This is a genomic window from Limnohabitans sp. G3-2 (assembly GCF_002778275.1).
GTDB lineage: Bacteria > Pseudomonadota > Gammaproteobacteria > Burkholderiales > Burkholderiaceae_C > Limnohabitans_A.
This window is the reverse complement of the sequence record NZ_NESG01000003.1, coordinates 287,308-311,336: the sequence shown is the minus strand read 5'-3', so window position 1 is coordinate 311,336 and position 24,029 is coordinate 287,308. Positions and strand designations below refer to the sequence as shown.

General features: G+C 61.5%; 22 protein-coding genes and 1 other RNA gene. 15 read left to right on the top strand and 8 right to left on the bottom strand.

The genetic code is table 11. From position 1 onward, the window contains the following. Positions 1 to 349: 349 nt before the first annotated feature. The gene (locus tag B9Z31_RS05950; RefSeq protein ID WP_100118630.1) at positions 350 to 847 is read right to left on the bottom strand and encodes an Lrp/AsnC family transcriptional regulator; all 498 of its coding nucleotides are present in this window, start codon (positions 845 to 847) and stop codon (positions 350 to 352) included. Between the two features lie 137 nt (positions 848 to 984). Here B9Z31_RS05950 and glmS point away from each other — a divergent pair, with 137 nt between their 5' ends. Beyond that, the gene (gene glmS / locus B9Z31_RS05945; RefSeq protein WP_100118629.1) at positions 985 to 2,847 is read left to right on the top strand and encodes a glutamine--fructose-6-phosphate transaminase (isomerizing); all 1,863 of its coding nucleotides are present in this window, start codon (positions 985 to 987) and stop codon (positions 2,845 to 2,847) included. Between the two features lie 35 nt (positions 2,848 to 2,882). On the opposite strand, the gene B9Z31_RS05940 is transcribed toward glmS, so the two are convergent. Continuing rightward, complete coding sequence (locus tag B9Z31_RS05940; protein WP_100118628.1) at positions 2,883 to 4,367, bottom strand: amidase; 1,485 nt, start codon at positions 4,365 to 4,367, stop codon at positions 2,883 to 2,885. A 137-nt stretch (positions 4,368 to 4,504) separates the two neighbouring features. Between B9Z31_RS05940 and B9Z31_RS05935 the strand changes: the two genes are divergently transcribed. Then, the gene (locus B9Z31_RS05935) at positions 4,505 to 4,960 is read left to right on the top strand and encodes an SET domain-containing protein (protein WP_233200776.1); all 456 of its coding nucleotides are present in this window, start codon (positions 4,505 to 4,507) and stop codon (positions 4,958 to 4,960) included. 23 nt (positions 4,961 to 4,983) lie between these two features. On the opposite strand, the gene B9Z31_RS05930 is transcribed toward B9Z31_RS05935, so the two are convergent. Together B9Z31_RS05930 and B9Z31_RS05925 are read right to left on the bottom strand one after the other, a co-directional pair. Beyond that, positions 4,984 to 5,238 carry a VF530 family DNA-binding protein gene (locus B9Z31_RS05930; protein ID WP_100118626.1) on the bottom strand — a complete coding sequence of 85 codons (255 nt, stop codon included), beginning with the start codon at positions 5,236 to 5,238 and terminating at the stop codon, positions 4,984 to 4,986. A 45-nt stretch (positions 5,239 to 5,283) separates the two neighbouring features. Then, positions 5,284 to 7,101 (bottom strand): NAD(P)/FAD-dependent oxidoreductase, encoded by a 1,818-nt coding sequence (locus tag B9Z31_RS05925; RefSeq protein WP_100118625.1) that lies wholly within the window; start codon positions 7,099 to 7,101, stop codon positions 5,284 to 5,286. A gap of 106 nt (positions 7,102 to 7,207) precedes the next feature. Here B9Z31_RS05925 and rnpB point away from each other — a divergent pair. Further along, positions 7,208 to 7,560: RNase P RNA component class A (gene rnpB / locus B9Z31_RS05920), an RNA gene on the top strand. Between the two features lie 242 nt (positions 7,561 to 7,802). Here the strand turns inward: rnpB and B9Z31_RS05915 are convergent. From B9Z31_RS05915 to B9Z31_RS05905, 3 genes are all read right to left on the bottom strand, one after another. Beyond that, positions 7,803 to 8,324, bottom strand: coding sequence for an Rrf2 family transcriptional regulator (locus B9Z31_RS05915; RefSeq protein WP_100118624.1), 522 nt, complete (start codon positions 8,322 to 8,324; stop codon positions 7,803 to 7,805). A gap of 169 nt (positions 8,325 to 8,493) precedes the next feature. After that, a complete protein-coding gene (locus B9Z31_RS05910; protein WP_100118623.1) occupies positions 8,494 to 9,201 on the bottom strand; it encodes a S4 domain-containing protein in 708 nt (235 codons plus the stop codon). 16 nt (positions 9,202 to 9,217) lie between these two features. Next, on the bottom strand, positions 9,218 to 10,864 hold the full coding sequence (locus B9Z31_RS05905; RefSeq protein ID WP_100118622.1) for an MBL fold metallo-hydrolase: 1,647 nt from the start codon (positions 10,862 to 10,864) through the stop codon (positions 9,218 to 9,220). Positions 10,865 to 10,914: 50 nt separating this feature from the next. Between B9Z31_RS05905 and dapF the strand changes: the two genes are divergently transcribed. The 4 genes from dapF to B9Z31_RS05885 all read left to right on the top strand — a co-directional run bounded on the left by dapF (position 10,915) and on the right by B9Z31_RS05885 (position 14,723). Further along, the gene (gene dapF, locus B9Z31_RS05900) at positions 10,915 to 11,784 is read left to right on the top strand and encodes a diaminopimelate epimerase (RefSeq protein ID WP_100118621.1); all 870 of its coding nucleotides are present in this window, start codon (positions 10,915 to 10,917) and stop codon (positions 11,782 to 11,784) included. 24 nt (positions 11,785 to 11,808) lie between these two features. After that, positions 11,809 to 12,498, top strand: a complete 690-nt coding sequence (locus B9Z31_RS05895) for a DUF484 family protein (protein ID WP_100118620.1) — start codon at positions 11,809 to 11,811, stop codon at positions 12,496 to 12,498. An 18-nt stretch (positions 12,499 to 12,516) separates the two neighbouring features. Then, positions 12,517 to 13,506: a tyrosine recombinase XerC gene (locus B9Z31_RS05890; RefSeq protein ID WP_369804644.1), complete on the top strand. Its 990-nt coding sequence runs from the start codon at positions 12,517 to 12,519 to the stop codon at positions 13,504 to 13,506. A gap of 119 nt (positions 13,507 to 13,625) precedes the next feature. After that, on the top strand, positions 13,626 to 14,723 hold the full coding sequence (locus B9Z31_RS05885) for a GTP-binding protein (RefSeq protein WP_100118619.1): 1,098 nt from the start codon (positions 13,626 to 13,628) through the stop codon (positions 14,721 to 14,723). A 215-nt stretch (positions 14,724 to 14,938) separates the two neighbouring features. Here the strand turns inward: B9Z31_RS05885 and B9Z31_RS15725 are convergent, their stop codons facing one another. Next, on the bottom strand, positions 14,939 to 15,361 hold the full coding sequence (locus B9Z31_RS15725) for a hypothetical protein (RefSeq protein ID WP_100118618.1): 423 nt from the start codon (positions 15,359 to 15,361) through the stop codon (positions 14,939 to 14,941). A 55-nt stretch (positions 15,362 to 15,416) separates the two neighbouring features. Between B9Z31_RS15725 and dksA the strand changes: the two genes are divergently transcribed. From dksA to mraY, 8 genes are all read left to right on the top strand, one after another. After that, positions 15,417 to 16,115, top strand: coding sequence for an RNA polymerase-binding protein DksA (gene dksA, locus B9Z31_RS05875; protein WP_100118617.1), 699 nt, complete (start codon positions 15,417 to 15,419; stop codon positions 16,113 to 16,115). Positions 16,116 to 16,463: 348 nt separating this feature from the next. Then, positions 16,464 to 16,892, top strand: a complete 429-nt coding sequence (gene mraZ / locus B9Z31_RS05870; RefSeq protein WP_100118766.1) for a division/cell wall cluster transcriptional repressor MraZ — start codon at positions 16,464 to 16,466, stop codon at positions 16,890 to 16,892. 5 nt (positions 16,893 to 16,897) lie between these two features. Further along, complete coding sequence (gene rsmH / locus B9Z31_RS05865; protein ID WP_100118616.1) at positions 16,898 to 17,827, top strand: 16S rRNA (cytosine(1402)-N(4))-methyltransferase RsmH; 930 nt, start codon at positions 16,898 to 16,900, stop codon at positions 17,825 to 17,827. Then, on the top strand, positions 17,824 to 18,120 hold the full coding sequence (gene ftsL, locus B9Z31_RS05860) for a cell division protein FtsL (protein WP_100118615.1): 297 nt from the start codon (positions 17,824 to 17,826) through the stop codon (positions 18,118 to 18,120). The genes rsmH and ftsL overlap by 4 nt, the downstream gene beginning before the upstream one ends. Continuing rightward, positions 18,117 to 19,850, top strand: a complete 1,734-nt coding sequence (locus B9Z31_RS05855; protein WP_100118614.1) for a penicillin-binding protein 2 — start codon at positions 18,117 to 18,119, stop codon at positions 19,848 to 19,850. Before ftsL ends, B9Z31_RS05855 begins: the two co-directional genes overlap by 4 nt. Continuing rightward, positions 19,850 to 21,403 (top strand): UDP-N-acetylmuramoyl-L-alanyl-D-glutamate--2,6-diaminopimelate ligase, encoded by a 1,554-nt coding sequence (locus tag B9Z31_RS05850; RefSeq protein WP_100118613.1) that lies wholly within the window; start codon positions 19,850 to 19,852, stop codon positions 21,401 to 21,403. Before B9Z31_RS05855 ends, B9Z31_RS05850 begins: the two co-directional genes overlap by 1 nt. Next, positions 21,400 to 22,860: a UDP-N-acetylmuramoyl-tripeptide--D-alanyl-D-alanine ligase gene (gene murF / locus B9Z31_RS05845; RefSeq protein WP_100118612.1), complete on the top strand. Its 1,461-nt coding sequence runs from the start codon at positions 21,400 to 21,402 to the stop codon at positions 22,858 to 22,860. The genes B9Z31_RS05850 and murF overlap by 4 nt, the downstream gene beginning before the upstream one ends. Next, on the top strand, positions 22,850 to 24,028 hold the full coding sequence (gene mraY, locus B9Z31_RS05840; RefSeq protein WP_100118611.1) for a phospho-N-acetylmuramoyl-pentapeptide-transferase: 1,179 nt from the start codon (positions 22,850 to 22,852) through the stop codon (positions 24,026 to 24,028). Before murF ends, mraY begins: the two co-directional genes overlap by 11 nt. Position 24,029: the final 1 nt, after the last annotated feature.

Here is a 24,029-nt window from a genome sequence, read left to right as displayed (position 1 = left end):
ACAGGAGTGGCCTTATCCCCCAGGGCGCTTTTTTGTGGGAGGCCGCCCCCGCGGCCGAATGCCCGCTGTGCCCGGGTTTTGTGGGAGGCCGCCCCTGCCGCCGAAGGCTTGGCCTACTGCTGCTTGCATTCGAGGCTGGCATTCGCAGCATGCATTCGCGAGCAGGGGCTCGCTCCCACAGGCGTGGCCTTATCCCCCAGGGCGCTTTTTTGTGGGAGGCCGCCCCCGCGGCCGAATGAGCGCCGTGCTCGGTCTTCGTGGGAGGCCGCCCCCGCGGCCGAATGCCCGCTGTGGCCCCGGCTGAAATTCGCGCACTGACGCACGCGCCCACCAAGGCCTGTTGGGGGACTCAGACCGCAGCCAGTTTCAGCACAGGCCAAGTCGTCGTGAACTTGGCCCGCTTGGTTGCAAAGAAGGCTTTGACATTGCGGACATTGGCATCCTGCGTGAACAAGGTTTGGCTGAGGGCCAAGTAGTGCGGCATATCGCGCGTCTGCACCACCAGCATGAAGTCCGGCCCAGGCGAGACGCGCCAACACTGTTGCACCGCGTCATTGGCCACAGCGCGGGCTTCAAAGGCGTCCAGGTGTTCGCTGCCTTGTTGGTCGAGTGACACCTCAACCAGGGCGGTGATCCCATGCCCCAGCGTGGCGGCGAGTCGGTCGTTGCTGAGCACGGCCACCTGCCGCTCCACCCAGCCGCCTTCCACCAGGCGCTTGACGCGGCGCAGGCAGGTGGGGGGGGAGACATTGACTTTCTCGGCCAGCGCCACATTGCTCAGGCTGGCGTCGCGCTGCAGGCTGTCCAGCAGCTGCAGGTCGATGGCGTCGAGTTCATTGGATTCCATAAAACAGATTTTAATGAAATTAAATTCCACAATGCATGGTTTGTGAAATAAAAAACCACAATAAATAAAAAATTGATCGGATATTTTTTGGTGGCTTGCCTACCATCGTCGCCATTCCCCCTTTGAAGGAGCCCCTCATGTGTGGCATCGTCGGCGCAGTTTCTTCCCGCAACATCGTTCCCATCCTCGTGCAGGGCCTGCAACGGCTCGAATACCGGGGTTATGACTCCTGCGGTGTGGCCGTTCACGCGGCCAGCCTGAGCGGCGGCACCGGTGGCCTGCAGCGCGCCCGCAGCACCGCGCGGGTGGCCGAGCTGATGGACCAGGTCAGCGCCGATCACATCGAAGGCGGCACCGGCATTGCCCACACCCGCTGGGCCACACACGGCGTGCCCGCCGTGCACAACGCGCACCCGCACTTCAGCCACGGCACGGGCGCGGCAGACGCCAAGCCAGGCAAGGTGGCCTTGGTGCACAACGGCATCATCGAAAACCACGAAGAACTGCGCGCCGCCCTGCAAGCCAAGGGCTATGTGTTTTTGAGCCAAACCGACACCGAAGTCATTGCCCACCTGGTCGACAGTGTGTACGACGGCGACCTGTTTGAAGCCGTCAAAACCGCCATCCGGCAGTTGCACGGCGCTTACGCGATTGCCGTCTTCCACAAGGACGAGCCGCAGCGCGTGATCGGTGCGCGTGCAGGCTCGCCGCTCATCTTGGGCGTGGGTCAGGGCGAAACATTCCTCGCCAGCGACGCGATGGCATTGGCGGGTGTGACCGACCAGATCGTGTACCTGGAAGAGGGCGATGTGGTTGACATCCAGCTGGGCAAATACTGGGTGGTGGACCGCGAGCACAAGGCCGTGACCCGCGCCGTGAAGACCGTGCACGCCCACAGCGGCGCGGCCGAACTCGGTCCCTACCGCCATTACATGCAAAAGGAAATCTTCGAGCAGCCCCGTGCGATTGCCGACACGCTCGAAGGCGTGGAGGGCATCACGCCCGAGCTGTTTGGCGATGGTGCTTATTCCACATTCAAAGCCATTGACAACGTGTTGATCCTGGCTTGCGGCACCAGTTACTACAGCGGCTGCGTGGCCAAGTACTGGATCGAGGCGATTGCCAAAGTGCCCTGCCAGGTCGAGATCGCCAGCGAATACCGCTACCGCGAATCGGTGCCCAACCCCAACACCCTCATCGTCACCATCACCCAAAGCGGCGAGACCGCCGACACCCTGGCCGCTTTGCGCCACGCGCAAAGCCTGGGCATGGCGCACACGCTCACCATTTGCAACGTGTCCACCAGCGCCATGGTGCGCGAGTGCAAACACGCGTATGTGACCCGCGCCGGGGCCGAGATCGGGGTGGCCTCCACCAAGGCTTTCACCACCCAATTGGCCGGACTGTTTTTGCTGACGCTGGCGCTGGCACAGACCAAAGGGCGCCTCAGCGACGAAGAAGAGGCCGGGCACATCAAAGCCATGCGCCACCTGCCCGCCGCGCTGCAAGCCGTGCTGGCGCTGGAGCCACAAATCATCGCTTGGTCACAAGAATTTGCCAGCAAAGAAAACGCGCTGTTCCTCGGCCGGGGTACGCACTACCCCATCGCCCTCGAAGGCGCGCTCAAGCTCAAAGAGATCACCTACATCCACGCCGAAGCCTATGCGGCGGGTGAGTTGAAACACGGCCCGCTGGCGCTGGTGACCAGTGCCATGCCCGTGGTGACGGTGGCCCCCAACGACCAGCTGCTGGAAAAGCTGAAAAGCAATATGCAGGAAGTTCGTGCCCGTGGCGGTGTGCTGTATGTGCTGGCCGACGGTGACACAAGAATAGAAAGCAGCGAAGGCGTGAATGTCATCCGCATGCCCGAGCACTACGGCGTGCTCTCGCCCATCTTGCATGTGGTGCCGCTGCAGTTGTTGTCGTACCACACTGCGTGTGCGCGCGGGACGGATGTGGACAAGCCGAGGAATTTGGCCAAGTCGGTCACGGTGGAATAAGTCGCCCACGACAGTGGGGCAAGCTTGACTTGTGGTTATGGCCGACTGGTCAGCGTCACATGCACGCCCGGTCTGCGCCCATCGTTCCACTTCCCTCCCAGTGCCCGTTCGATCTGCGCCGCCAGTTGCAGCAGCAGTCCGTCGTTGGCTTGCCGCGCTTGGGCCTGAATGCCCAGGGGCAGGCCGTTGTCCTGCTGGGCCATGGGCAGTGAGATGCCGGGGATGCCGCACAGGTTCGACAGCGGGGTGTAGGCAAAGTTTTGCCAGAGGTTCTCAAACCAGTCGTACACCGAGGGGTTGTCGCTGAGTGTCAGGTACTCGGTGGTGCCCAGCTTGGGCGTGGGCAGCGCGGTGATGGGCGTGAGGATGATGTCCCAGTTTTCGAAGAACGCGCCAAAGCCGCGCGAGGTGGTGTTGAACACGGCCTGCATGCGGGCGCGTTCGGCGTAGCTGGTTTTGAGGCCTTCCTCCCAGATTTTGATGTTGATCGGCTCCACCAAGTCTGCAGGTGGCCGCTCCAGCCCCAGGGGCTTGATCAGGTGGGTGATGGTTTGCGCAAAGTTGCTGATGTAGCAGGTGGTCTGCGCCGCAAAGGCGGCTTCCAGGTCCACTTGGGGCAGGGCCCATTCGACGTGGTGGCCCAGGCTTTCCAAGAAACGGCCGGCCTTTTCGAGCTCGGCCACAAAGTGCGGCACGGCGCGGTAGTGTCCCCATTCGTGTGACAAGGCGATGCGCAGGCGTCCCGGGTCGCGCTGGATGAGCTGGCTGTAGGGCTCGGCGGGCGACCAATAAGGCATGAACTCCCCTGGTGCGCCGCCTCGGCAGTGGTCCACAAACGCGGCGGTGTCGCGCACGCTGCGGCTGTGGCAGCCTTGGGTGGAGACCAAACCCGTGAGGTCTGAGGCCGCGGGCGCGATCGAGAACACGCCGCGCGAGGCCTTGAGGCCAATGTTGCCGTTGAAGCCTGCCGGGATGCGGATCGAGCCGCCGCCATCGGTGGCGTGCGACAAGGGCAATACACCCGCTGCCACAGCCGCCGCGGTGCCTGCCGACGAGCCACAGGTGGTGTACTGCACATCCCAAGGGTTGCGCGTCACATACACGGCTGGGTTTTCGGCCGAGCTGCACACGCCAAACTCGGGCGTGGTGGTGCGGCCGATCACGTTCAGTCCGGCCTGCTTGATGCGAGCGGCCAGGTAGCTGTCGGCGCTCGAGCGGTTGCCGCGCATCAAGCGCGAGCCCATCTCTTGCAAACGGCCCTTGAGCGTGGGGCCCAGATCTTTCATCAGGTAGGGCACGCCTGCAAACGGCCCCTCGGGGTTCATGCCGTCGCGTGTGGGCGCGCTCACCAGATCGTCAAACACCTCGACCACGGCGCTCAGCGTCGGGTTGACGAGGGCGATGCCCTCGGCCGTCTGGCGGGCCAACTCGGTGGGCGTCAGCTCGCCACGCTTGACCCGTTCGGCCAGGCCCACGGCATCGTGACTGGCCCATTCATCCCAACCCATGACAAGTGACATCGCTGTTTGCCTTTGTGTTTGCTTCGCTGTGGGTAAATTAAAGCAGAGCCCCGTTGGCGGGCCTGTCGCTGTCGTGATGCTGCGCAAAGACTTTATAGTCAGGCCCTGCCGCATTGAACCCTGCTAAACAAGTCACTTTGAGCCCACTGCCTGCCCCCAGCCCGATCCATGTGCATTCTTCAGACGTGCACGGCAAAGGTGTGTTCGCGACCCGCCACATCGCTGCAGGCGAGCGGGTGATCGAATACGTGGGCGAGGTCATCAGCATGGCGGAGGCGATCCGCCGCCATCCGCATGACGCCAGCAACCCGGACCACACCTTTTACTTTCACCTCAATGATGGTCGGGTGATCGATGCGCTGTATGGCGGCAACGACTCCAAATGGATCAACCATTCGTGCCGGCCCAATTGCGTGCCCGATGAGCGAAAAGGGCGAATTTTCATCCAGACGCGCAGGCCTGTTTTCAAAGGCGAAGAGCTGACGTTTGACTATGGCCTGTTCAGCGACGAGCCCATGACCGAGGCCCTGAAAGCGCGTTATGTGTGCCGCTGTGGTGCGCCCAAGTGTCGGGGCACGATGTTGTCGGATTGAGCCGCGTGCCCAGTCCCTGACTTTCACAAGGCTTGTCTCTTTTGCTCGCGCAGCATGAACAGGTAAAGGCTTTCGACCTTCTCACGGGCCCAAGGGGTTTTGCGTAAAAACTTGAGACTGGAGCCCACGCTGGGCTCGTGGGTGAAGCAACGGATCTGGATGCGTTGACCCAGATCGTCCCAACCATAGAAATCGGCCAGTTGGGTGACGATGGTCTCCAAGGTCAGGCCGTGCAGAGGGTTGCGTGCTTGGGGGTTGGGTGGCGGTGTGGTGGACATGAGGTGATCGTTGGATTGGACTTGAAAGACGCGGTCTGGGGCGGCTCAGGCCAAGCCGGTGATGTGGCGGGCCAAAGACTCGGCCACCTTGATGCCGTCCACCCCAGCAGACAAGATGCCGCCTGCGTAACTGGCCCCTTCTCCTGCGGGGTAGAGTCCTTGGGTGTTGGTGCTTTGGTGGTCTTGCCCGCGCGGGATGCGCAGGGGCGATGAGGTGCGTGTTTCCACCCCAGTCATGACGGCATCGGCCATGTCGTAGCCTTTGATCTTGCGGCCAAACACGGGCAGTGCTTCGCGCATGGCGGCCACCGCGTAGCCCGGCAACACTTGCGCCAAGTCGACGAGTTTCACGCCGGGTTTGTAGGACGGCTGCACGCTGCCCCAGGCGGTGGAGGGGCGTTGCGCCAAAAAGTCGCCCACCAATTGGCCGGGTGCTTCGTAGTTGCTGCCGCCCACTTCAAAGGCGCGGGTCTCGAGTTGGCGCTGCAGCACGATGCCGGCCAAGGGGTGTGCTTGGGGCGGCTGCAGTTTGGCCAAGGCCTGGGCCTCTTGGGCCAAGGCCAAGCCCTCTGCTGGGCCAAAGGCGGCTTGCCAAGCGGTGGTGTCCAGCGGGTAGTCGGGTGGGTCAATGGCCACCACCATGCCTGCGTTGGCGTTGCGTTCGTTGCGCGAATACTGGCTCATGCCGTTGGTGACCACACGGCCTGGTTCGCTGGTGGCCGCCACCACCGTCCCGCCAGGACACATGCAAAAGCTGTAAACCGCACGGCCGTTTTGGGCGTGGTGCACCAGTTTGTAGTCGGCTGCACCGAGCAGCGGATGACCCGCGTGCCGCCCCCAACGGGCTTGGTCGATCACGCTTTGGGGGTGCTCGATGCGCACGCCAATCGAAAACGCTTTGGCTTGCATGGCCACACCCCGTCGGTGCAGCATGACAAAGGTGTCGCGCGAACTGTGGCCCAAGGCCATGACCGCGTGACGCGTGTGCAGGGTCTGGATTTGGCCTGTGCGCAGGTCTTGCACCTGCAGTCCTGTGAGCTGCTGCCCCTCAGCAGTGGGCGCGAGCAGCACATCGCTCACGCGCTGCTCAAAGCGGATTTCGCCACCCAGCGCGATGATTTGCTCGCGGATGTGCTCCACCACTTTGACCAGCTTGAAGGTGCCGATGTGCGGGTGCGCCGCGTACAGGATGTCGGCTGGCGCTCCGGCTTTGACGAATTCGTCCATCACCTTGCGGCCCAGATGGCGCGGGTCCTTGATCTGGCTGTAGAGCTTGCCGTCAGAAAAAGTGCCAGCACCGCCCTCGCCAAACTGCACATTGCTCTCGGGGTTGAGCACTTTCTTGCGCCACAGGCCCCAGGTGTCTTGGGTGCGTTCACGCACGGGTTTGCCGCGCTCGAGCACGATGGGTTTGAAGCCCATTTGCGCCAAAGCCAGGGCTGCGAACATGCCGCACGGCCCAAAGCCCACCACCACTGGGCGTTCGCCTTGCGCAGCGCCGAAATGGGCCGGCGCCTGACAGGGGGCTTGCCAGGCCATGTCGGGCGTGGGCTGAATGTGGGGGTGCTTTTCAAACTGTTGTAACAAGCGCTTTTCGCTCTGCGCGTCGGAGAGCGAGAGGTCCACGATGTAGACCGCACGCAAATCGGCTTTGCGGGCGTCAAAGCTGCGCTTGAACACGTGCAGCGTGGCGATGTCGGTGGTGGCCACGCCCAGTGCTTGAGCGGCCAATTGGCGCAAGGCTGCGATGGGGTGTGGCGTGGGCAGACGGTCTTCGTCGGTCTCGGAGGGTGCATCGGCGGCGCGGCGCACTTCCATCGGCAAAGCCGACAAGGGAAGTTTGAGTTCTGAAATCCGGATCATGGCTACCTCTGTGGCTTGTGGTTATCAAGCAAGAAGCCGCCATTATCTCAGGCAGCTCAGGCGCCTTCTGAGCTAAAAAGCATGGGCTGGGCGATAATCGGGGCGTGAAGCTCGCCAGACCGTCGCTGGTGCAATTTCCGAAAGGAAGCACTGGAGGAACGTCCGGACTGCACAGGACAGCGTAGGAGGCAACGCCTCTCCACCGTGAGGTGAGGATCAGAGCAACAGAGACGAGCCGATTGAGTTCGGGTGAAACGGGCAATCTCTACGCGCAGCAATACCAAGTAGGCCTTCCTGAAGGGGCGCGGTTCGCCGCATCCCTTCTCCCTGTGGTTCCGCGGGGTGAGTTGGCGGGTAGGTAGCATCGAGCCGGGTGGGCGACCCCCGGCCCAGAGTAATGGCGGTCACGCAGCGGGTCACCGCTGTGCACAGAATCCGGCTTATCGGCGAGCTTCACACTTTTCAAACCCATTCGGCTGCAGGGGCAGCCTTCCACAAAGATTCTCCCGCAGGGGCAGCCTCCCACAAAGCCCAGCTGCAGGCCATGCTTGTGTCCAAGTGGGAGCGAGCCCCCGCTCGCGAATCGTGGCTGTGGCAGTGTTGCAGGCATTCGGCTGCAGGGGCAGCTTTCCACCGCAAGCGAGTTCAGGCCACAAAAAACCCGCCGAAGCGGGTTTTGGGGTGGGTGGCTCAAAAGCCCATCAACCGCGAGATGGCATCAGGCTCGCCCCCAGGGCAAACACCGAATTGGGCGCCGTGATTTTGAGGGTGCTTTTCGGTTTGGCAAACACGCCGCGTTTGACGGCAGGCGCAGGCGCTGGCTCGACCGTGACGCCTTTGGTGCGTTGCTCGGCCACCAATTGGCGCAGGCTGATCGATTGCAAATGGGTCAGCATTTTTTCATTCAGGCTGGCCCACAGATCGCTGTTCATCCAACCGCCTTCGGCGGCAACTTCCTCTTCAGAGGGCGCATCGACAGCGCCCACAATGTCGGCCATGGTGATTTTTTCAGCATGCCGTGACAGCGAGTAACCGCCGCCGGGGCCGCGGGTGCTTTCGACCAAGCCATGCTGGCGCAGCTTGCTGAACAGCTGCTCCAGATAGGACAGCGAAATTTGATGCCTGACGCTGATGGCAGCCAGCGAGACAGGACCGCGGTCTTCGCGCAGTGCCACGTCGATCATTGCGGTGACGGCAAATCGGCTTTTGGTGCTCAAACGCATGGTGGTTTCCTTGTTTCTTTGGACAGGCCCTCTGGGGCATGACCCTGGTCACGGCTTGCGGCGATCGCAAGAGTGTGACTGAACGGTAATTTTCTCAGAGTCTTGACACAAATGGGGATTGCCCGTTGGATTTCAAGGGTAAATCCTGTGTGTTTTTGTCGGAAATCAACTAAAACCGCTCATAGCCTTCCAGCTGCCGCCACTGGCCAGACGCCAAGGGCGCCAAGCCCAAACGGCCCACCCGTTGGCGGCGCAAGTCCTGCAGTGGGCATTGTTCGTCCAGCCATCGGCCCAATTCCAGCCCGTCAATGTCTTTGCCCGCGATGCGCAGCACCGTGAGGGTGTCTGTCTGGCGGTTGATGCTGGCGCGGATACCCGGCCCGTTCAGGGCCTTGATCAGGCGCTCGGGCACTTCACCGCCCACCGTCGCCATCCACTCCTGTTCCATCGGGCTGCGGCGGTCTTCCAAGTGGCGCAGCACGGCCACATCGTCCGTGAAGATGCACAGCCCGCTGGCGGGTTTGGCCAATGGCAAAGGCATTTGCATTTTGGCCAAGCGTTCAGGCCCCCACATGCCGGGCTGGGCGGCTTTGAGGCCTGCGGTGTCTTGCAGCCAGGCCAGGTTGGCCACCCGGTGCGCAGGTTTGAACAGCACCAAGGTCATGGGCGCCAGGGCGGCCATGGAGACCAGGCGGTTCACCAACACGGTTTGTTCTTCGCGGACACGCCGGGCCGGATCGGTCACCACTTGGTTGGCCACGCGCACGCCACCCGCCACGATCAAGGCTTCGGCTTCGCGGCGTGAGCAGTTTTGCTCCGCGGCCACGCGTTTGGCCAGGCGGATGCCTTCTTCAGAGGAAATCATCAATGCTTTCATTCAATCTCAAAACGAATCAAGACATGGCTTGTTCGCGGATGTGGTCCACATGTGCTTGGAGCGATCGGGCCGCGACGGGCCAAAGCCGGGAGGGCACGTCGTCGTAGGCTTTTTCCACCCATTCCTGCAGGCTGCCCTGGGGCAGGGCCTGCATGGCGGCGGCAATTTTGGCCTCGCGCTTGAGTCGGTGCGCTTTCAGGTGCGTGATGGCCTGGTGCGCAAAGCCCAGCACATGGCCATGCGCGGGCAAGATGAACTCGATGTTTCCGGCCTCACAGGCCGATGCCAGTTTGTCCAGCGAGTCCAAATAGTCGCCCATGTGGCCGTCGGGTGGGTCAATCACCGTGGTGCTGCCGTTGAGCACGTGGTCGCCCGAAAACAGCAGGCCGTCTTCTTCCAGCACCAAACACAGGTGGTTGGCCGCGTGGCCAGGGGTGTGCACCACCCGCAGGGTGTGGGTGATTGCACCGTCCACCCCCATGCCTTGCAGCACCAGTTTTTCGCCATCGGCCAGCTCGCGCTCCGGTGTGAAGCGGCTGTTGACGCGGGCCGTGGGCTTGGAGGCCAGGCCGAGAATGGGCGGCTTGAGGGTGCACAGCGCCTGCAGCGGGGCGGCGCCGGGGGAGTGGTCGGGGTGTGAGTGGGTGCAGACAATGGCTTTGATTTGACCGCCTGCGGCACGCCAAAGGCGCTGCAGGTGCTCGTTGTCGGCCGGGCCGGGGTCGATGGCGATGTAACCCGTGTCCGGGTCGCCCACCAAATAACTGTTGGTGCCGGGGCCCGTCATCACGCCGGGGTTGGGGGCGGTGAGGCGCTGCACGTTCTTCAGCAACGGGACGGGATGGTCGGTCTGCCAGTCCAGGTGGTGGTGGATTTGCCCGTCGGGCGTGACCAGGGCCAGCTCGCCAAACGGGGCTTCGTGCTCCATGTAACGCGCTTCGTTGCCCGCCAGCCAGCCTGCGCGGGGGCAGCTGGTCCACAGGGGCTCGTCGTTCACGGCGCAGGCTTGCAGCACCGCGTCCACGCTGGCAAAGGCTTTGAGGCGATCGAGCGTGCGGATGGTCGGGTAGACCATGAAAAAATCTCCCGCTTCGTGCCGGGCCAGCGCGTCGGCCGGGCGCACCCAGACCGGCTCGAACTGTTCGGACTCGTCGGCCACCGGGGTTTGGCCTTCGGGCATGCGGGCCACCAAAAAGGGCACATCAAAGCGGCGCGGCAGGTCACGGTCGGTGATCCAGTGGGCCAGCACGAAGACCTGATCGGCGGCCAGTGTCAGACCCCGGGCCTGGCACTGTGGCGCGAAAGCGGCTTTGCGGTCAATGTGCGCAATGTCGCTGTTGTTGGCCCAGCGGCCGTCGGCATGGCGGGCGAACAAAATGCCCAGTTCTTCAAAGCTCTCGCGGATGGCGGCAATCGCTTGCGTCAGGTGCAAGTCGCTTTGCTTGGGGCGGCGAGTGGCCATGTTGTGCGCCTGTGCGTCGGCCGGGTCGATCCCGCCGCCCGGGAACACATAGGCCCCAGGCGCGAAACTGGCCGTCATGGAGCGGCGTGTCATCAGCACTTCGATGCCTTGCGGCCCATCGCGCAGCAGCAGCACGGTGGCCGCGGGGCGCAGGGGCGCAGGTTCACGTTGGGGGTGTAGGAGTTGGGATGTGCGTGCCATGCCCCATTATCAGGCGGCTGGCGCCCCATCCCCGGGCGATAATCCCAGACATGCACATCCGTTTTACCAAGATGCAAGGCGCCGGCAACGATTTTGTCGTGCTCGACGAGACGCGCGGCCGCTTGGGCCTGAGCACAGCCCAGTACCGCTTTTTGGCCGACCGCCACTTTGGCGTGGGGGCCGACCAGATCCTGAGCGTGCGGCCTTCGCCTGCACCTGGACTGGATTTTGAATACGTGATCCACAACGCCGACGGCGGCGAGGTGGAGCACTGCGGCAACGGGGCCCGTTGCTTTGTGCGCTATGTGCGCGACAAAAATCTGACCGACAAAAACACCGTGCGCGTGAAGGTGCAGCATGGCGAGATCGAGCTGCGCATGAACCCCGACGGCCGCGTCACGGTGGACATGGGCCCCCCTGTGTTTGATTGGGACCGCGTGCCTTTCAACCCCATCGGACTGATCAGCGACCAAGTCAATGGCTGGCCCGTGTTCGATTTGGCCTTGGGTGATTGGGGCATCGCCCGCGTGGGCGTGGTGTCCATGGGCAACCCGCATGCGGTGCAGCGCGTGGACAACGTGGACACGTTCCCGGTGCTGGCCCAAGGGCCGTTGATCGAACATCACCCCGCTTTCCCCAACCGGGTGAATGCGGGCTTCATGCAGATCGTCTCGCCCAGCCAAATCAAGCTGCGGGTGTTCGAGCGCGGCGCGGGCGAGACCTTGGCTTGCGGCACGGGCGCCTGCGCAGCCGTCGTGGCCGGCATCCGTCAGGGCTGGCTTGAGCCACTTGTGGATGTGCAGACCCACGGCGGCGTGCTCACCATCGAGTGGGCGGGTCAGGCCGACAGCTCGGTGTTGATGACCGGTCCGGCCACTTCTGTTTTTGAGGGCAGCATCGATGTGCCTGACTCACTTTGACCCACTGAATTTCTGGAGCCTCCCATGACGACGCCTGAACCCATGAGCCCGATCACCGAAGACGACATCGCCGACTATTTGGTCAACACCCCGGACTTTTTTGAGCGCCATGCCTCGCTGTTGGCCACGGTGCAGCTGACGCACCCGCAAAGCCACCGCACGGTGGGCTTGCAAGAGCGCCAAGCGCAAATGTTGCGTGACAAGATCAAGGGCCTGGAGCACCGCATCATGGACATGATTCGGCACGGCAACGAGAACATGATCCTCACCGACAAGCTGCACCGCTGGTCTTGTGAGTTGCTGGTGACGCCGCATGACCAACTGGCGGCGTCCTCTGTGGACAACATCCGCGAGCTGTTTCAGGTGCCGCAGGTGGCTTTGCGCCTGTGGTCGCTGCAAGGCGAGCATGCGCAGTCGGCTTATGCACAGGGCGTGACCGAGGCGGTGCAGGTGCTGGCCACCTCACTGGACCGTCCTTATGTGGGACCGAACTCGGGTTACGAAGCCGTGCAGTGGCTGGACCAACCGACGCAGGCGGCTTCTGTTGCGCTGCTCGCTTTGCGTGCGGCACCCGGTCAGCCCGCTTTCGGCTTGCTGGTCCTGGCTTCGCCGGATGCGCAGCGCTTCAACAGCCAAATGGGCACCGATCTGCTCGAGCGCCTGGCCGAGCTGGCGGGCGCGGCTTTGTCGGTCCTGCAAAAGCCACAGGCTTGAACGGTGCCGGACGCGGCCATGTCCAACGCTGCCATGGCCGATGAGGCGGCCACCGACCCGCTGGTGTCCCGTTATCTGGACCACGTGCGCTTTGAAAAGCGCTTGGCCCAACGCACCTGCACCTTGTACCAGCTCGATTTGATGCGCCTGGCCGAGATGGCTTTGGCCTCCCAAGTGCCTTTGCTGCAAGTGCAAAGTGGCCATGTGCGCCGCTGGGTGGCGCAGATGCACAGCGCTGGGCGCAGCGGGCGGGGCATTGCCCTCATCTTGTCGGGTTGGCGTGGCTTTTATACCTGGCTGGGGCGCGAAGGCCTGGTCCCGCACAACCCGGTGGCCGATGTGCGTGCCCCGCGCGTGGCCAAGCCCCTGCCCAAAGCGCTGGGCGTGGACGAAGCGGTGCAATTGGCCGAGCACGAAGAGGACAACGACGACCCCTGGCTGGAAGCCCGGGACTCGGCCATGGTCGAGTTGCTCTACGGCTGCGGCCTGCGCATTGCCGAGCTGACCGGGCTGGACGTGGTGGCCAGCACCGAGGCGGCCCGTGCGGGGCGCGGCTGGATCGATTTGCCCAATGCCGAGGTGCAGGTGCAAGGCAAAGGCAGCAAGCGCCGCACCGTGCCTTTGGGGCGTGCGGCCATGGAAGCGCTGACGCATTGGCTGGCCGTGCGCCCGCAGTTGACCGGCATGCTGGCGCAGCCCGTCAAAGGGGCATCGCCTTTGGCCTTGGCACTCTTTCCTGGGCGGCATGGCACGCGCCTCACGCCCCGCGGTGTGGCGCAGCGCCTCAAGCGCCGCAGCCTGCTCGCGGGTCTGGCCACCCCGGTGCACCCCCACATGCTGCGCCACTCTTTTGCCAGCCATGTGTTGCAGTCCAGTGGCGACTTGCGGGCCGTGCAAGAGTTGTTGGGCCACGCCAACATCAGCACCACCCAGGTCTACACGCGGCTGGATTTTCAGCATCTGGCCAAAACCTACGACGCCGCCCACCCCCGCGCCAAGCGCAAGTGAGCGTTCGGTCAGGCCCGATGGGCGCGCTGTAAGGCCATGACGGTGGAGCGCGTTCGGCGTTTGAATTCGTCGCTACACTCCCCAACTCTTGTTTTTTTGTCCTGAACTGGAACCGCGCCATGTCCCTGATCCCCACCACCATCCTGACCGGCTTTCTGGGCTCGGGTAAAACCACCTTGCTCAAGCGCGTGCTGACCGAAGCCCACGGCCAAAAAATAGCCGTGATCGAGAACGAGTTTGGCGAAGAAAACATCGACAACGACATCCTGGTCTCGGACACCGACGAGCAGATCATCCAGATGAGCAATGGCTGCATCTGCTGCACCATCCGAGAAGACCTGCGCGTGACCTTGCAACTGCTGGCCGCCAAGCGCCGCAAGGGTTTGCTCAACTTTGACCGCATAGTCATCGAGACCACCGGCTTGGCCGACCCCGGCCCGGTGGCGCAGACCTTCTTCATGGACGATGAGATTGCCGAGACCTTCCTGCTGGATTCGATTTTGACCCTGGTGGACGCCAAGCACGCGGCCCAACAGCTCAACGACCGCCAGGAAGCGCGTCGTCAGGTGGGCTTTGCCGACCAGATTTTCATCAGCAAGGCCGACTTGGTCTCGCCCCAAGAGCTGGACGCCCTGCAACACCGCTTGAAGCACATGAACCCGCGTGCCCCGCAAAAAGTGGTGCATTTCGGTGAGGTGGCCCTGTCTGAGGTGTTTGACCTCAAAGGCTTCAACCTGAATGCCAAGCTGGACATCGACCCGGACTTCCTCAAAGAAGACGGTCACGACCATGCCCACGGCGAGCACTGCGACCACCCGTCCCACCAGCACGACCACGACCATGCGCACGGCGAGCACTGCGACCACCCCTCTCACCAGCACGACCCAGCCCACGGGCAAGGCCACCACCATCACCACGATGACGACGTGAAAAGCTTCGTGTTCCGCTCGGACAAGGCCTTTGATCCGGCCAAGCTGGAAGACTTTCTGGGGGCCATCGTCAACATTTACGGCCCACGCATGCTGCGCTACAAAGGGGTGTTGAACATGCGTGGCACCGAGCGCAAGGTGATTTTCCAGGGCGTCCACCAGCTGATGGGCAGCGATTTGGGCCCCATGTGGGCCGATGGCGAAGTCAAAACCAGCAAAATGGTGTTCATTGGCATCGATTTGCCCAAAGACATCTTGCTCCAGGGCCTGGAGCAGTGCCTGGTGTGACCGGGCTCGGGTCTTGTTCTGGCCAAGGTGTGCACGGCCATTTCGGTGCGCCCATGCACAGTGATCCCCTCTTTAATCTTGGGTGGGGCATTTTTCAACCGTTCTTATCGCTACAATCGCCCGCCTGAAGCCTCCCCCTTTTCGGGCGGTTTCTGAACCCCAACAGGTCTGCGCAGGGGTTTGAATTGCAATTCAAAAGGTTTGGGCCTGCCTTTTCACGCGGCTAGGAGACAAGACGTGACGACCCCGAAGAAAAAAGTGGCGGCCCCTGTGAAAAACACCTCGGCCAAAGCGGCGGCAGCCAAGAAGGCAGTGCCAGCCAAGAAGGCTGTGCCAGCCAAGAAGTCTGCGCCAGCCAAAACTGCCCCGGCTAAAAAAGCAGTGGCTGTGAAAGCCGCGCCCGCCAAAAAGCCCGTCGTTGTCAAAGCCAAACCCGCCGTGAAAGCGGTGAGCCAGGCCAAAGCAAAGCCTCTCGCGGTGTCCAAACCCAAAGCGGCGCCTCCAGCTGCCAAGTCCCCAAGCAAAACCAAGACATCTGCGGCCACTTCCAAGTTGCCTGCTGCCAAAACAAAAGCTGCTGCGCCCGCTTCCAAACCGGTTGCTGCAGCCTCCAAGCCAACACCTGCCGCCAAGGGCAAGGTGGCTCCCGCGTCGTCTCTTAAAAAGGCGACCCCCGTACCTGAAGCGAAATCTATGACAGTTAAAAAAGTGGCGGCGCCGACGCCTGCGCCAGCCCCAGTGGTCGAAACGATGGCAGCACCTGCCGCACCGTCTCCCGCAGCGCCCGATCAATTGGTCCGTGCGACACGGCCTTCGGCGCGTTTGGCCCAAATCACGGTGCCTTCCTTGCCGCCAGCGGTGGCCTCCACCGCGGCCAAATCCAGTTTCATGCCGACCACGCCTGTGGCCGTCGTTTCCATGCCTTTCGTGCCCATCAAGAAAGACCCCAAACTGGCCAACAACTGGAAAAACAAGCCCGTGGAGGCATTGACCGATGCCGAAATCTTGGCCATGTCCGACGATGAGTACATGAACCACGTTCAGATGGCCTACTTCCGACGCAAGCTGTCGGTTTTGAAGCAGGACATCTTGAACAGTGCGGGCGCCACCACCGAACATTTGCGAGAAGACACGGTGGTCGTGCCCGATCCGGCAGACCGCGCCACGATCGAGGAAGAGCATGCGCTTGAACTGCGCACCCGTGACCGCGAGCGCAAGTTGCTGAAAAAGATCGAGCAATCCATCGCTTTGATTGACGGTGGCGAATACGGCTATTGCGACGAGACGGGTGAGCCCATTGGCGTCGGCCGTTTGTTGGCCCGTCCCACCGCCACCTTGTCCCTGGAAGCCCAGCAGCGTCGAGAGTTGAAGCAGAAAATGTTTGGTGATTGAGTGCACACGGGTTGGCGCATTCGTAAAAAAGCCCCTTCCCAGGGGTTTTTTTACGACCGCAGACGGGCGGGTGCGTCGGAAAAACGCTGACAGATTTGTTGGATGGCTTATTTTTCGTTTTTTTAAATCCTTCACAGGTTACTTTCATTGCCCTCCGTAAGTGCCTAATTTACAAAGAAAATTCGCTTGTAGCTGGCTTCAATTTCAACGCTAAGCCATTGATTTCATTGAAAAAAAACGATCTACACCGGTTGAGTTGCGCTGAATTCCTGATACAGTGCAAAAAAGTGCAATTAAGTGGGGAAAAGTGTCTCTGCTGGTGCTTTTCAACTGAAAAAGGTCATTTCTGTGTTTCAAGGGGCTTCATCGCTGAGTCTGGATGCCAAAGGGCGGTTGTCTGTACCGACCCGGCACCGTGACGTCCTGAGCGCCAACGCGCAGGGTCAGCTGACGATCACCAAGCACCCCCACGGCTGCCTGATGGTGTTCCCCCGCCCCGAGTGGGAAAAGTTCCGTGAGCGCATTGCTCAGCTGCCCATGTCTGCGCAGTGGTGGAAACGGATCTTTCTGGGCAATGCCATGGATGTCGAGATGGACGGCACAGGGCGTGTGTTGATTTCCCCGGAGTTGCGTCAGGCCGCAGGCATTGCCAAAGACACCATGCTGCTGGGCATGGGCAACCACTTTGAGTTGTGGGACAAAGCCACTTACGACGCGCAAGAAGCGCAGGCCATGCAGGGCGACATGCCCGATGTGTTCAAGGACTTTTCGTTCTGAATGCCATGACCGACGCCGTATTGACCCACACCACCGTGCTCTTGAATGAGGCTGTGGACGAACTGCTGCAAGCATCTGCTGGGCTCGACGGGACTTACGTGGACGCCACGTTTGGCCGCGGTGGGCACTCCCGCCTGATCCTTTCGCGCTTGTCGGCCCAAGGGCGCTTGCAAGCTTTTGACAAAGACCCCGAGGCGATTGCGGCAGCTGAGCGCCTGGCAGACAGCCGTTTTTCGATCCGCCATGAAGGCTTTTCGAACCTGGGTGAACTGCCCCCCGGCAGTGTCGATGGTGTCTTGATGGATCTGGGCATCAGCTCCCCCCAAATTGACAGCCCCGAGAGGGGTTTTTCTTTTCGTTTTGACGGCCCGCTGGACATGCGCATGGACACCACGCGCGGTCAAAGTGTGGCCGATTGGCTGGCCACCGCTGAGGTGGATCAAATCACGGAGGTGATACGTGACTATGGCGAAGAACGGTTTGCTTTTCAGATTGCAAAGGCGCTTGTGGCTCGCCGACAAGAGCGGGGCCCAATTTCAACCACCACCGATTTGGCCCAGCTCGTGGCTGACACGGTCAAAACTCGCGAGCCGGGCCAGAACCCTGCAACGCGGACATTTCAGGCTTTTCGGATTTTCATCAACGCAGAGCTTGCGGAGCTCGAACAAGCGTTAGACGCGAGTTTGCAGGTCTTGACGCCGGGTGGCCGTTTGGTGGTCATCAGCTTCCATTCGCTGGAGGACCGCATCGTCAAACAGTTCATGGCCAAGCACTCCAAAGAAGTGGTCGATCGCCGTGTGCCTTTTGCCGAGCCGGTCAAGATGCGCTTGAAGACCCATGGCCGCATCCGTCCCAGCGAAGCCGAGGTCCGAGGCAACCCCCGCTCGCGCAGCGCCATCATGCGCATGGCCGAGCGCACCGAGGTGCCCGCATGACCCGCTTGAGCATCTTTTTGTTGCTGGCCGTGCTGGTCAGTGCGCTGGCTTTGGTGCACAGCCAGTATGAAACACGCCGTTTGTTCATGGCGCTCGAGTCGGCCAACAAAGAAGCCAAACGGCTGGAAGTCGATCACGACCGCCTGCAGGTCGAGCGGCGCGCACAGGCCACGCCTTTGCGGGTTGAACAAATTGCGCGGCAGCAATTGCAAATGCGCCCAGCCTCTCCCGGCATCACCCAGTACGTGAGCCGGCCCGGTGCTGCACCTGCCGTGCAGGAGGCGCGTCCATGAGCCGCAGCGTCCAGCTCTCGTCCAGCCCATTGCTGGCCAGCAAGACGCCCGTGTGGCGCAGCAAATTCATTGTGGCGGCCATTGCCCTGGGTTTCACGGGTTTGATCGCCCGCGCGGCCTATGTGCAGGTGTTTGCCAACGATTTTTTCCTGCGCCAGGGCGAGGTGCGTTTTGCCCGTACCCTGACCTTGCCGGCCAACAGGGGCCGTGTGCTCGACCGCAATGGCATGTTGTTGGCCTCCAGCGTGCCTGCGCCCAGCATCTGGGCCAACCCAGAGGACATCGAGCGCGACCCTGCCAAGCTGCGTGAATTGGCCCGCTTGCTCGACATGTCGCCCGCCGATCTGGACAAGAAGCTCAAGGACGATGAAAAAACCTTTGTCTGGCTGCGCCGGCAAATGGATGAGCCTGTGGTCAAGCAAATTTTGGCACTGGGCATCAAGGGCGTGTACGACATCAAGGAGTACAAGCGCTTGTACCCCGAGGGCGAGGCGGCTGCACACATTGTGGGCTTCACCAACGTGGAAGACCAAGGCCAAGAAGGCGTGGAGTTGGTGTTTCAAAAACAACTGTCGGGCAAGGCGGGTTCGCGCCGTGTGATCAAGGACCGTTTGGGCCGTGTCGTTGAAGACGTGGGTGAGACCGTGCCGCCCGTGGATGGTGAAGACTTGCAACTGAGCATCGACAGCAAGGTCCAGTTCTTTGCTTACCAAAAATTGCGTGAAGCGGTCCTGGAACACAAGGCCAAGGCGGGCAGCGTGGTGGTGCTGGACGCCCAGTCAGGCGAAGTCTTGGCGCTGGCCAATTACCCCAGCTATTCGCCCGACAAACGTGTCAACCTGAGCGGTGAGCAGTTGCGTAACCGTGCCTTGACCGACACCTTTGAGCCCGGCTCGACCATGAAGCCCTTTGCGGTGGCGCTGGCTTTGGAAAAAGGCTTGGTCAAACCCGAAACGCCCATTCAGACGGCCCCTGGTCGCATCACCATCACGGGCTCGACCATTTCCGATGCCCACCCGCACGGCGTGTTGACGGTCAATGAGGTGATTCAGAAATCGAGCAACGTGGGCACCGTGAAAATGGCGATGCAGTTGCAGCCTCGCGAAATGTGGGAAATGTTTGCGCAAGTGGGCTTTGGGCAAAAACCGCAGCTGCCTTTCCCGGGTGTGGTGAGTGGCCGTTTGCGGCCTTACAAAACATGGCGTCCGATTGAGCAGGCCACCATGAGCTACGGCTACGGCATTTCGGGCAGCTTGTTCCAAGTGGCGCGGGCGTACACCGTTTTTGCACGCGACGGTGAAGTTGTTCCTGCCACCCTCATGAAGGCCGAGCAGCAGGTGCAAGGCGTGCGGGTCTTCAGCGCAGAGAACGCCAAATCCATGCGCAAGATGCTGCAAATGGCCGCAGGCCCTGGTGGTACGGCACAAAAAGCGCAAACCATGGGTTACTCCGTGGGCGGTAAAACCGGCACAGCCCACAAGCAAGAAGGCAAGGGCTATGCGGGTAAAAAATACCGCGGTTTTTTTGTCGGTATGGCGCCCATCGAAGCGCCGCGCATCGTGGTGGCCGTGATGATCGACGAGCCCAGCAATGGCCGCTATTACGGCGGTGACGTCGCAGCGCCCGTGTTCAGTCAAACCGTGCAGCAAACTTTGCGCATGATGGGTGTGCAGCCCGACATGGCGGTCAAGCCCCAAATCGTGGCCAAATCGGTCGAGGAGTCGTTCTGATGCAGGTGCTGCACAACGTCCCTGAAGCCGCCCGTTGGCTGCGCACGCAGGTCAAGGGGGAGTTGCGCACCGACAGCCGTTTGGTTCAAGAGGGCGACGGGTTCATCGCCTGGCCAGGCGCTGCCACCGATGGCCGTCGTTATCTGGCCCAAGCTTTGGCGCAAGGGGCCGCGGCTTGTTTGATGGAGGAACTTGACCACAGCCCTTGGTTGGCAGGGTTGCAAGCTCCCCAAGTGGAGGGCAAGTTGGCGTGCATGACAGGCCTCAAAGCGCAGACCGGCTGGGTGGCCGATGCTTATTACGCGCAACCCAGCCAGGCTTTGAACGTGTTGGCCGTGACCGGGACCAACGGCAAAACTTCCACGGCGTGGTGGTTGGCACAAGCCCTGTCATCGCCTGTTTTGCAACAAGCGTGTGGTTTGGTGGGCACCTTGGGTGTGGGGCAGTTGCCGCATTTGGTGAGCACCGGCATGACCACACCCGACCCGGTTTTGCTGCAGCGGCAATTCCGAACTTTTGCCGACGCTGGCGTGACGCATTGCGCCATCGAAGCCTCATCCATCGGCTTGGCCGAGCACCGCTTGGACGGTACACGGATTCGCGTGGCGGTGTTCACCAACTTCACCCAAGACCACCTCGATTACCACGGCGACATGGAGACTTATTGGTCTGCCAAAGCGGCCCTGTTTGACTGGGCGGGTTTGCAGGCCGCTGTCATCAACATCGACGATGCGCAAGGGGCCGCGTTGGCCCAACAACTGCAGGCAGGCCCCCTCCAGGTCTGGACCTGCTCCAAGAACCCGGCAGGCCATTCACCGGCGCGTTTGCAGGCACGGGCCTTGCCCCATGCCGATGGCTTGGCTTTTGAAGTGATGGAAGGCGATGAGGTGCAAACCCTGCACACGCGCTTGATGGGTGAGTACAACATCGACAACCTGCTGGGTGTGATCGGCAGTTTGCGTGCGCTGGGTTTTGATTTGTTGGCCAGTGTCCGTGCTTGTGCGCACCTGAGCGCTGTGCCTGGACGCATGCAGCGTGTGAGCCTTGGCGTGTCCCATACGGACGCACAGGGAGAACTGAATTTGCCCTTGGTGGTGGTCGACTATGCCCACACACCCGATGCCATCGCGCACGCCTTGGCCGCCTTGCGCTCACAAGCTCAACTCCGGGGTGGGCGTCTGTGGTGCGTGTTCGGTTGCGGCGGGGACCGCGACGGCAGCAAACGACCATGGATGGCTGCCGCCGCCGAAGCAGCCGCTGACCAAGTGGTGTTGACCAGTGACAACCCCCGATCAGAGCAAGCCGAAGCCATTGTGGCGGCCATGGTGGCGGGTTTGCGAAACCCCCAGCAGGCCCAAGTCCAGCTTGACCGGGCTGTGGCGATCGCCCAGACACTGGCCCAAGCGGCTGATCAAGATGTGATCTTGGTGGCAGGCAAGGGCCATGAAACAACGCAAGAGATCATGGGTGTGCGGCATCCGTTCTCGGACGAGGCGCATGTCCGCATGGCCTTGCAACAACGCGCTGCCCAGCATCAAGGGGTGCTTGCATGAACGCCACAACGTCGATGCGGTTGAACTTGGCGCTGGCCCTGAACTGGCTCAGCCAAGCCCGAGGCGTGAACCTCCAGGGCGTGGTCGCCGACCGCGTGCACACCGACAGCCGCAGCGTGCAGCCTGGCGATTTGTTTGTCGCTTTGCGCGGTGAGCGGTTTGATGGCAACCAGTTCATGGCCCAAGCCAAAGCACAAGGTGCTGTGGCGGTGGTGTGCGAAGCGTCTGGCGAGGGGCAAGCTGCTGCGCACGGTTTGCCCGCCCTAGTGGTGCCCGATGCGCGCATCGCTTTGGGCGAGTTGGCCGCAGGCTGGCGTTCGCAGTTCGATCTTCCCTTGATTGCGGTGACCGGTAGCAATGGAAAAACCACCGTGACGCAAATGATCGCCAGCATCTTGCGCGCCCATGCGGGTGACGCTGCGTTGTCAACCCAGGGCAATTTGAACAATGACATCGGGGTGCCGCTGACCTTGTTCAATTTACGTGCCCACCACCGCGTGGCTGTGGTGGAGCTGGGCATGAACCATCCTGGCGAAATCGCTTACCTTGCGCAGTTGGCCCAACCGACAGTGGCACTGGTCAACAACGCACAGCGTGAACACCAGGAGTTCATGGGCACGGTCGAGGCGGTGGCGCATGAGAACGGCGCCGTGCTGCAAGCCTTGCCTGAAGGCGGTGTGGCTGTGTTCCCGTCGGATGACGCCTTCACCGCTGTCTGGCAGTCTTTGGCGGATCAACGTGTCCAGCGCACTTTTTCGATGGCCGCAGATGCGGCTTTGAAGCCCGCAGATGTCCGATCGGCGGTGGTGGTCTGGCAATCGGGGGCTTGGCAGTTCACCCTCAAAACAGCACAGGGAACCGCCCCGGTGCATCTGCACATTGCCGGTCGACACAACGTGAAAAATGCCTTGGCCGCCAGTGCTTGCGCCCTGGCAGCGGGCGTGCCATTGGCCGCAGTGGCGCAAGGCTTGATCGCATTTGAACCTGTCAAGGGCCGCTCGCGTGCACTGGTGTTGCACACCTCAGCCCATGACATCACTTTGGTGGATGACACCTACAACGCCAACCCCGATTCGGTTCGCGCCGCCATCGATGTGCTCGCCGAATTGCCTGCGCCGCGTTTGCTGGTTTTGGGTGACATGGGTGAAGTGGGCAACCAAGGCGCTGAGTTTCACGCCGAAGTGGGCGCTTATGCCGCCCAAAGTGGGATCGAGGCGCTCTACACCGTGGGTGATTTGTGTGCGCACGCGGCTCAGGCCTTTGGTGCGGCGCAACACTTTTCCGACACGGACAAGCTCTTGACGGTGACCACGGCCCAAGTGGAGGCGTTTCAAAGTGTGCTGGTCAAAGGCTCGCGTTTCATGAAGATGGAGCGCATCGTCGAAGCCCTTTTGACCACTGGCGCTGCCCACCACGCACAACACCACAATAAAAAAGGGGAGCCCCATGCTGCTTAGCCTGGCCCAATGGTTGCAAAGTTTGTCCCCTGAGTGGGGCTTTTTGCGTGTCTTTCAGTACATCACTTTCCGTGCGGTGATGGCGGCCATGACGGCGCTTTTGATCGGTTTGGCCGCGGGCCCTTGGGTCATTCGCCGCTTGACCTCGCTCAAAATTGGCCAACCCATCCGTGGTTACGGCATGGCGTCGCACCTGTCCAAAAGTGGCACACCCACCATGGGTGGGGTGCTCATTTTGTTGTCGATCGCCATCTCCACGCTGTTGTGGTTTGACCTGTCCAACCGTTTTGTCTGGATCGTGCTGATTGTGACGCTGGGCTTTGGCGCGATTGGCTGGGTCGACGACTGGCGCAAAGTGGTCAACAAAGACCCTGAGGGCATGCGTTCGCGCGAAAAGTATTTCTGGCAATCGGTCATTGGCTTGTTGGCCGCGCTGTATTTGGTGTTCAGCATTTCCGAAGTGTCCAACCTGCGCGTCCTGGACCTGTTTACCCAATGGGTGCTGTCGGGCTTTGATGTGAGCCTGCCGCCCAAAGCGGGTTTGCAGGTGCCTTTCTTCAAGGAAATCAATTACCCCCTGGGCGTTCTGGGCTTTGTGTTGCTGACCTACCTGGTGATCGTGGGATCGAGCAACGCGGTCAACCTCACGGATGGTTTGGATGGCCTGGCCATCATGCCGGTCGTCATGGTGGGCTCCGCGTTGGGTGTGTTCGCCTATGTCACGGGCAGCTCGGTGTATTCCAAGTACCTGTTCTTCCCCCACATTCCGGGCTCGGGTGAGTTGATGATTTTCTGCGCCGCCATGGCGGGCGCAGGCCTGGCCTTCTTGTGGTTCAACACCCATCCAGCACAGGTGTTCATGGGCGATGTGGGGGCACTGGCGCTGGGCGCAGCCCTGGGCACCATTGCCGTGATTGTTCGTCAGGAAATCGTGTTGGCCATCATGGGCGGCATCTTTGTGGTGGAAGCCTTGTCGGTGATGGCGCAAGTGACCTACTTCAAATACACCAAGAAAAAATACGGTGAAGGTCGACGCATCTTGAAGATGGCGCCCTTGCACCACCATTTTGAAAAGAGCGGATGGAAGGAAACGCAGGTGGTGGTGCGTTTCTGGATCATCACCATGCTGCTGTGTCTGGTCGGCTTGTCGACCCTGAAGCTGAGATAAA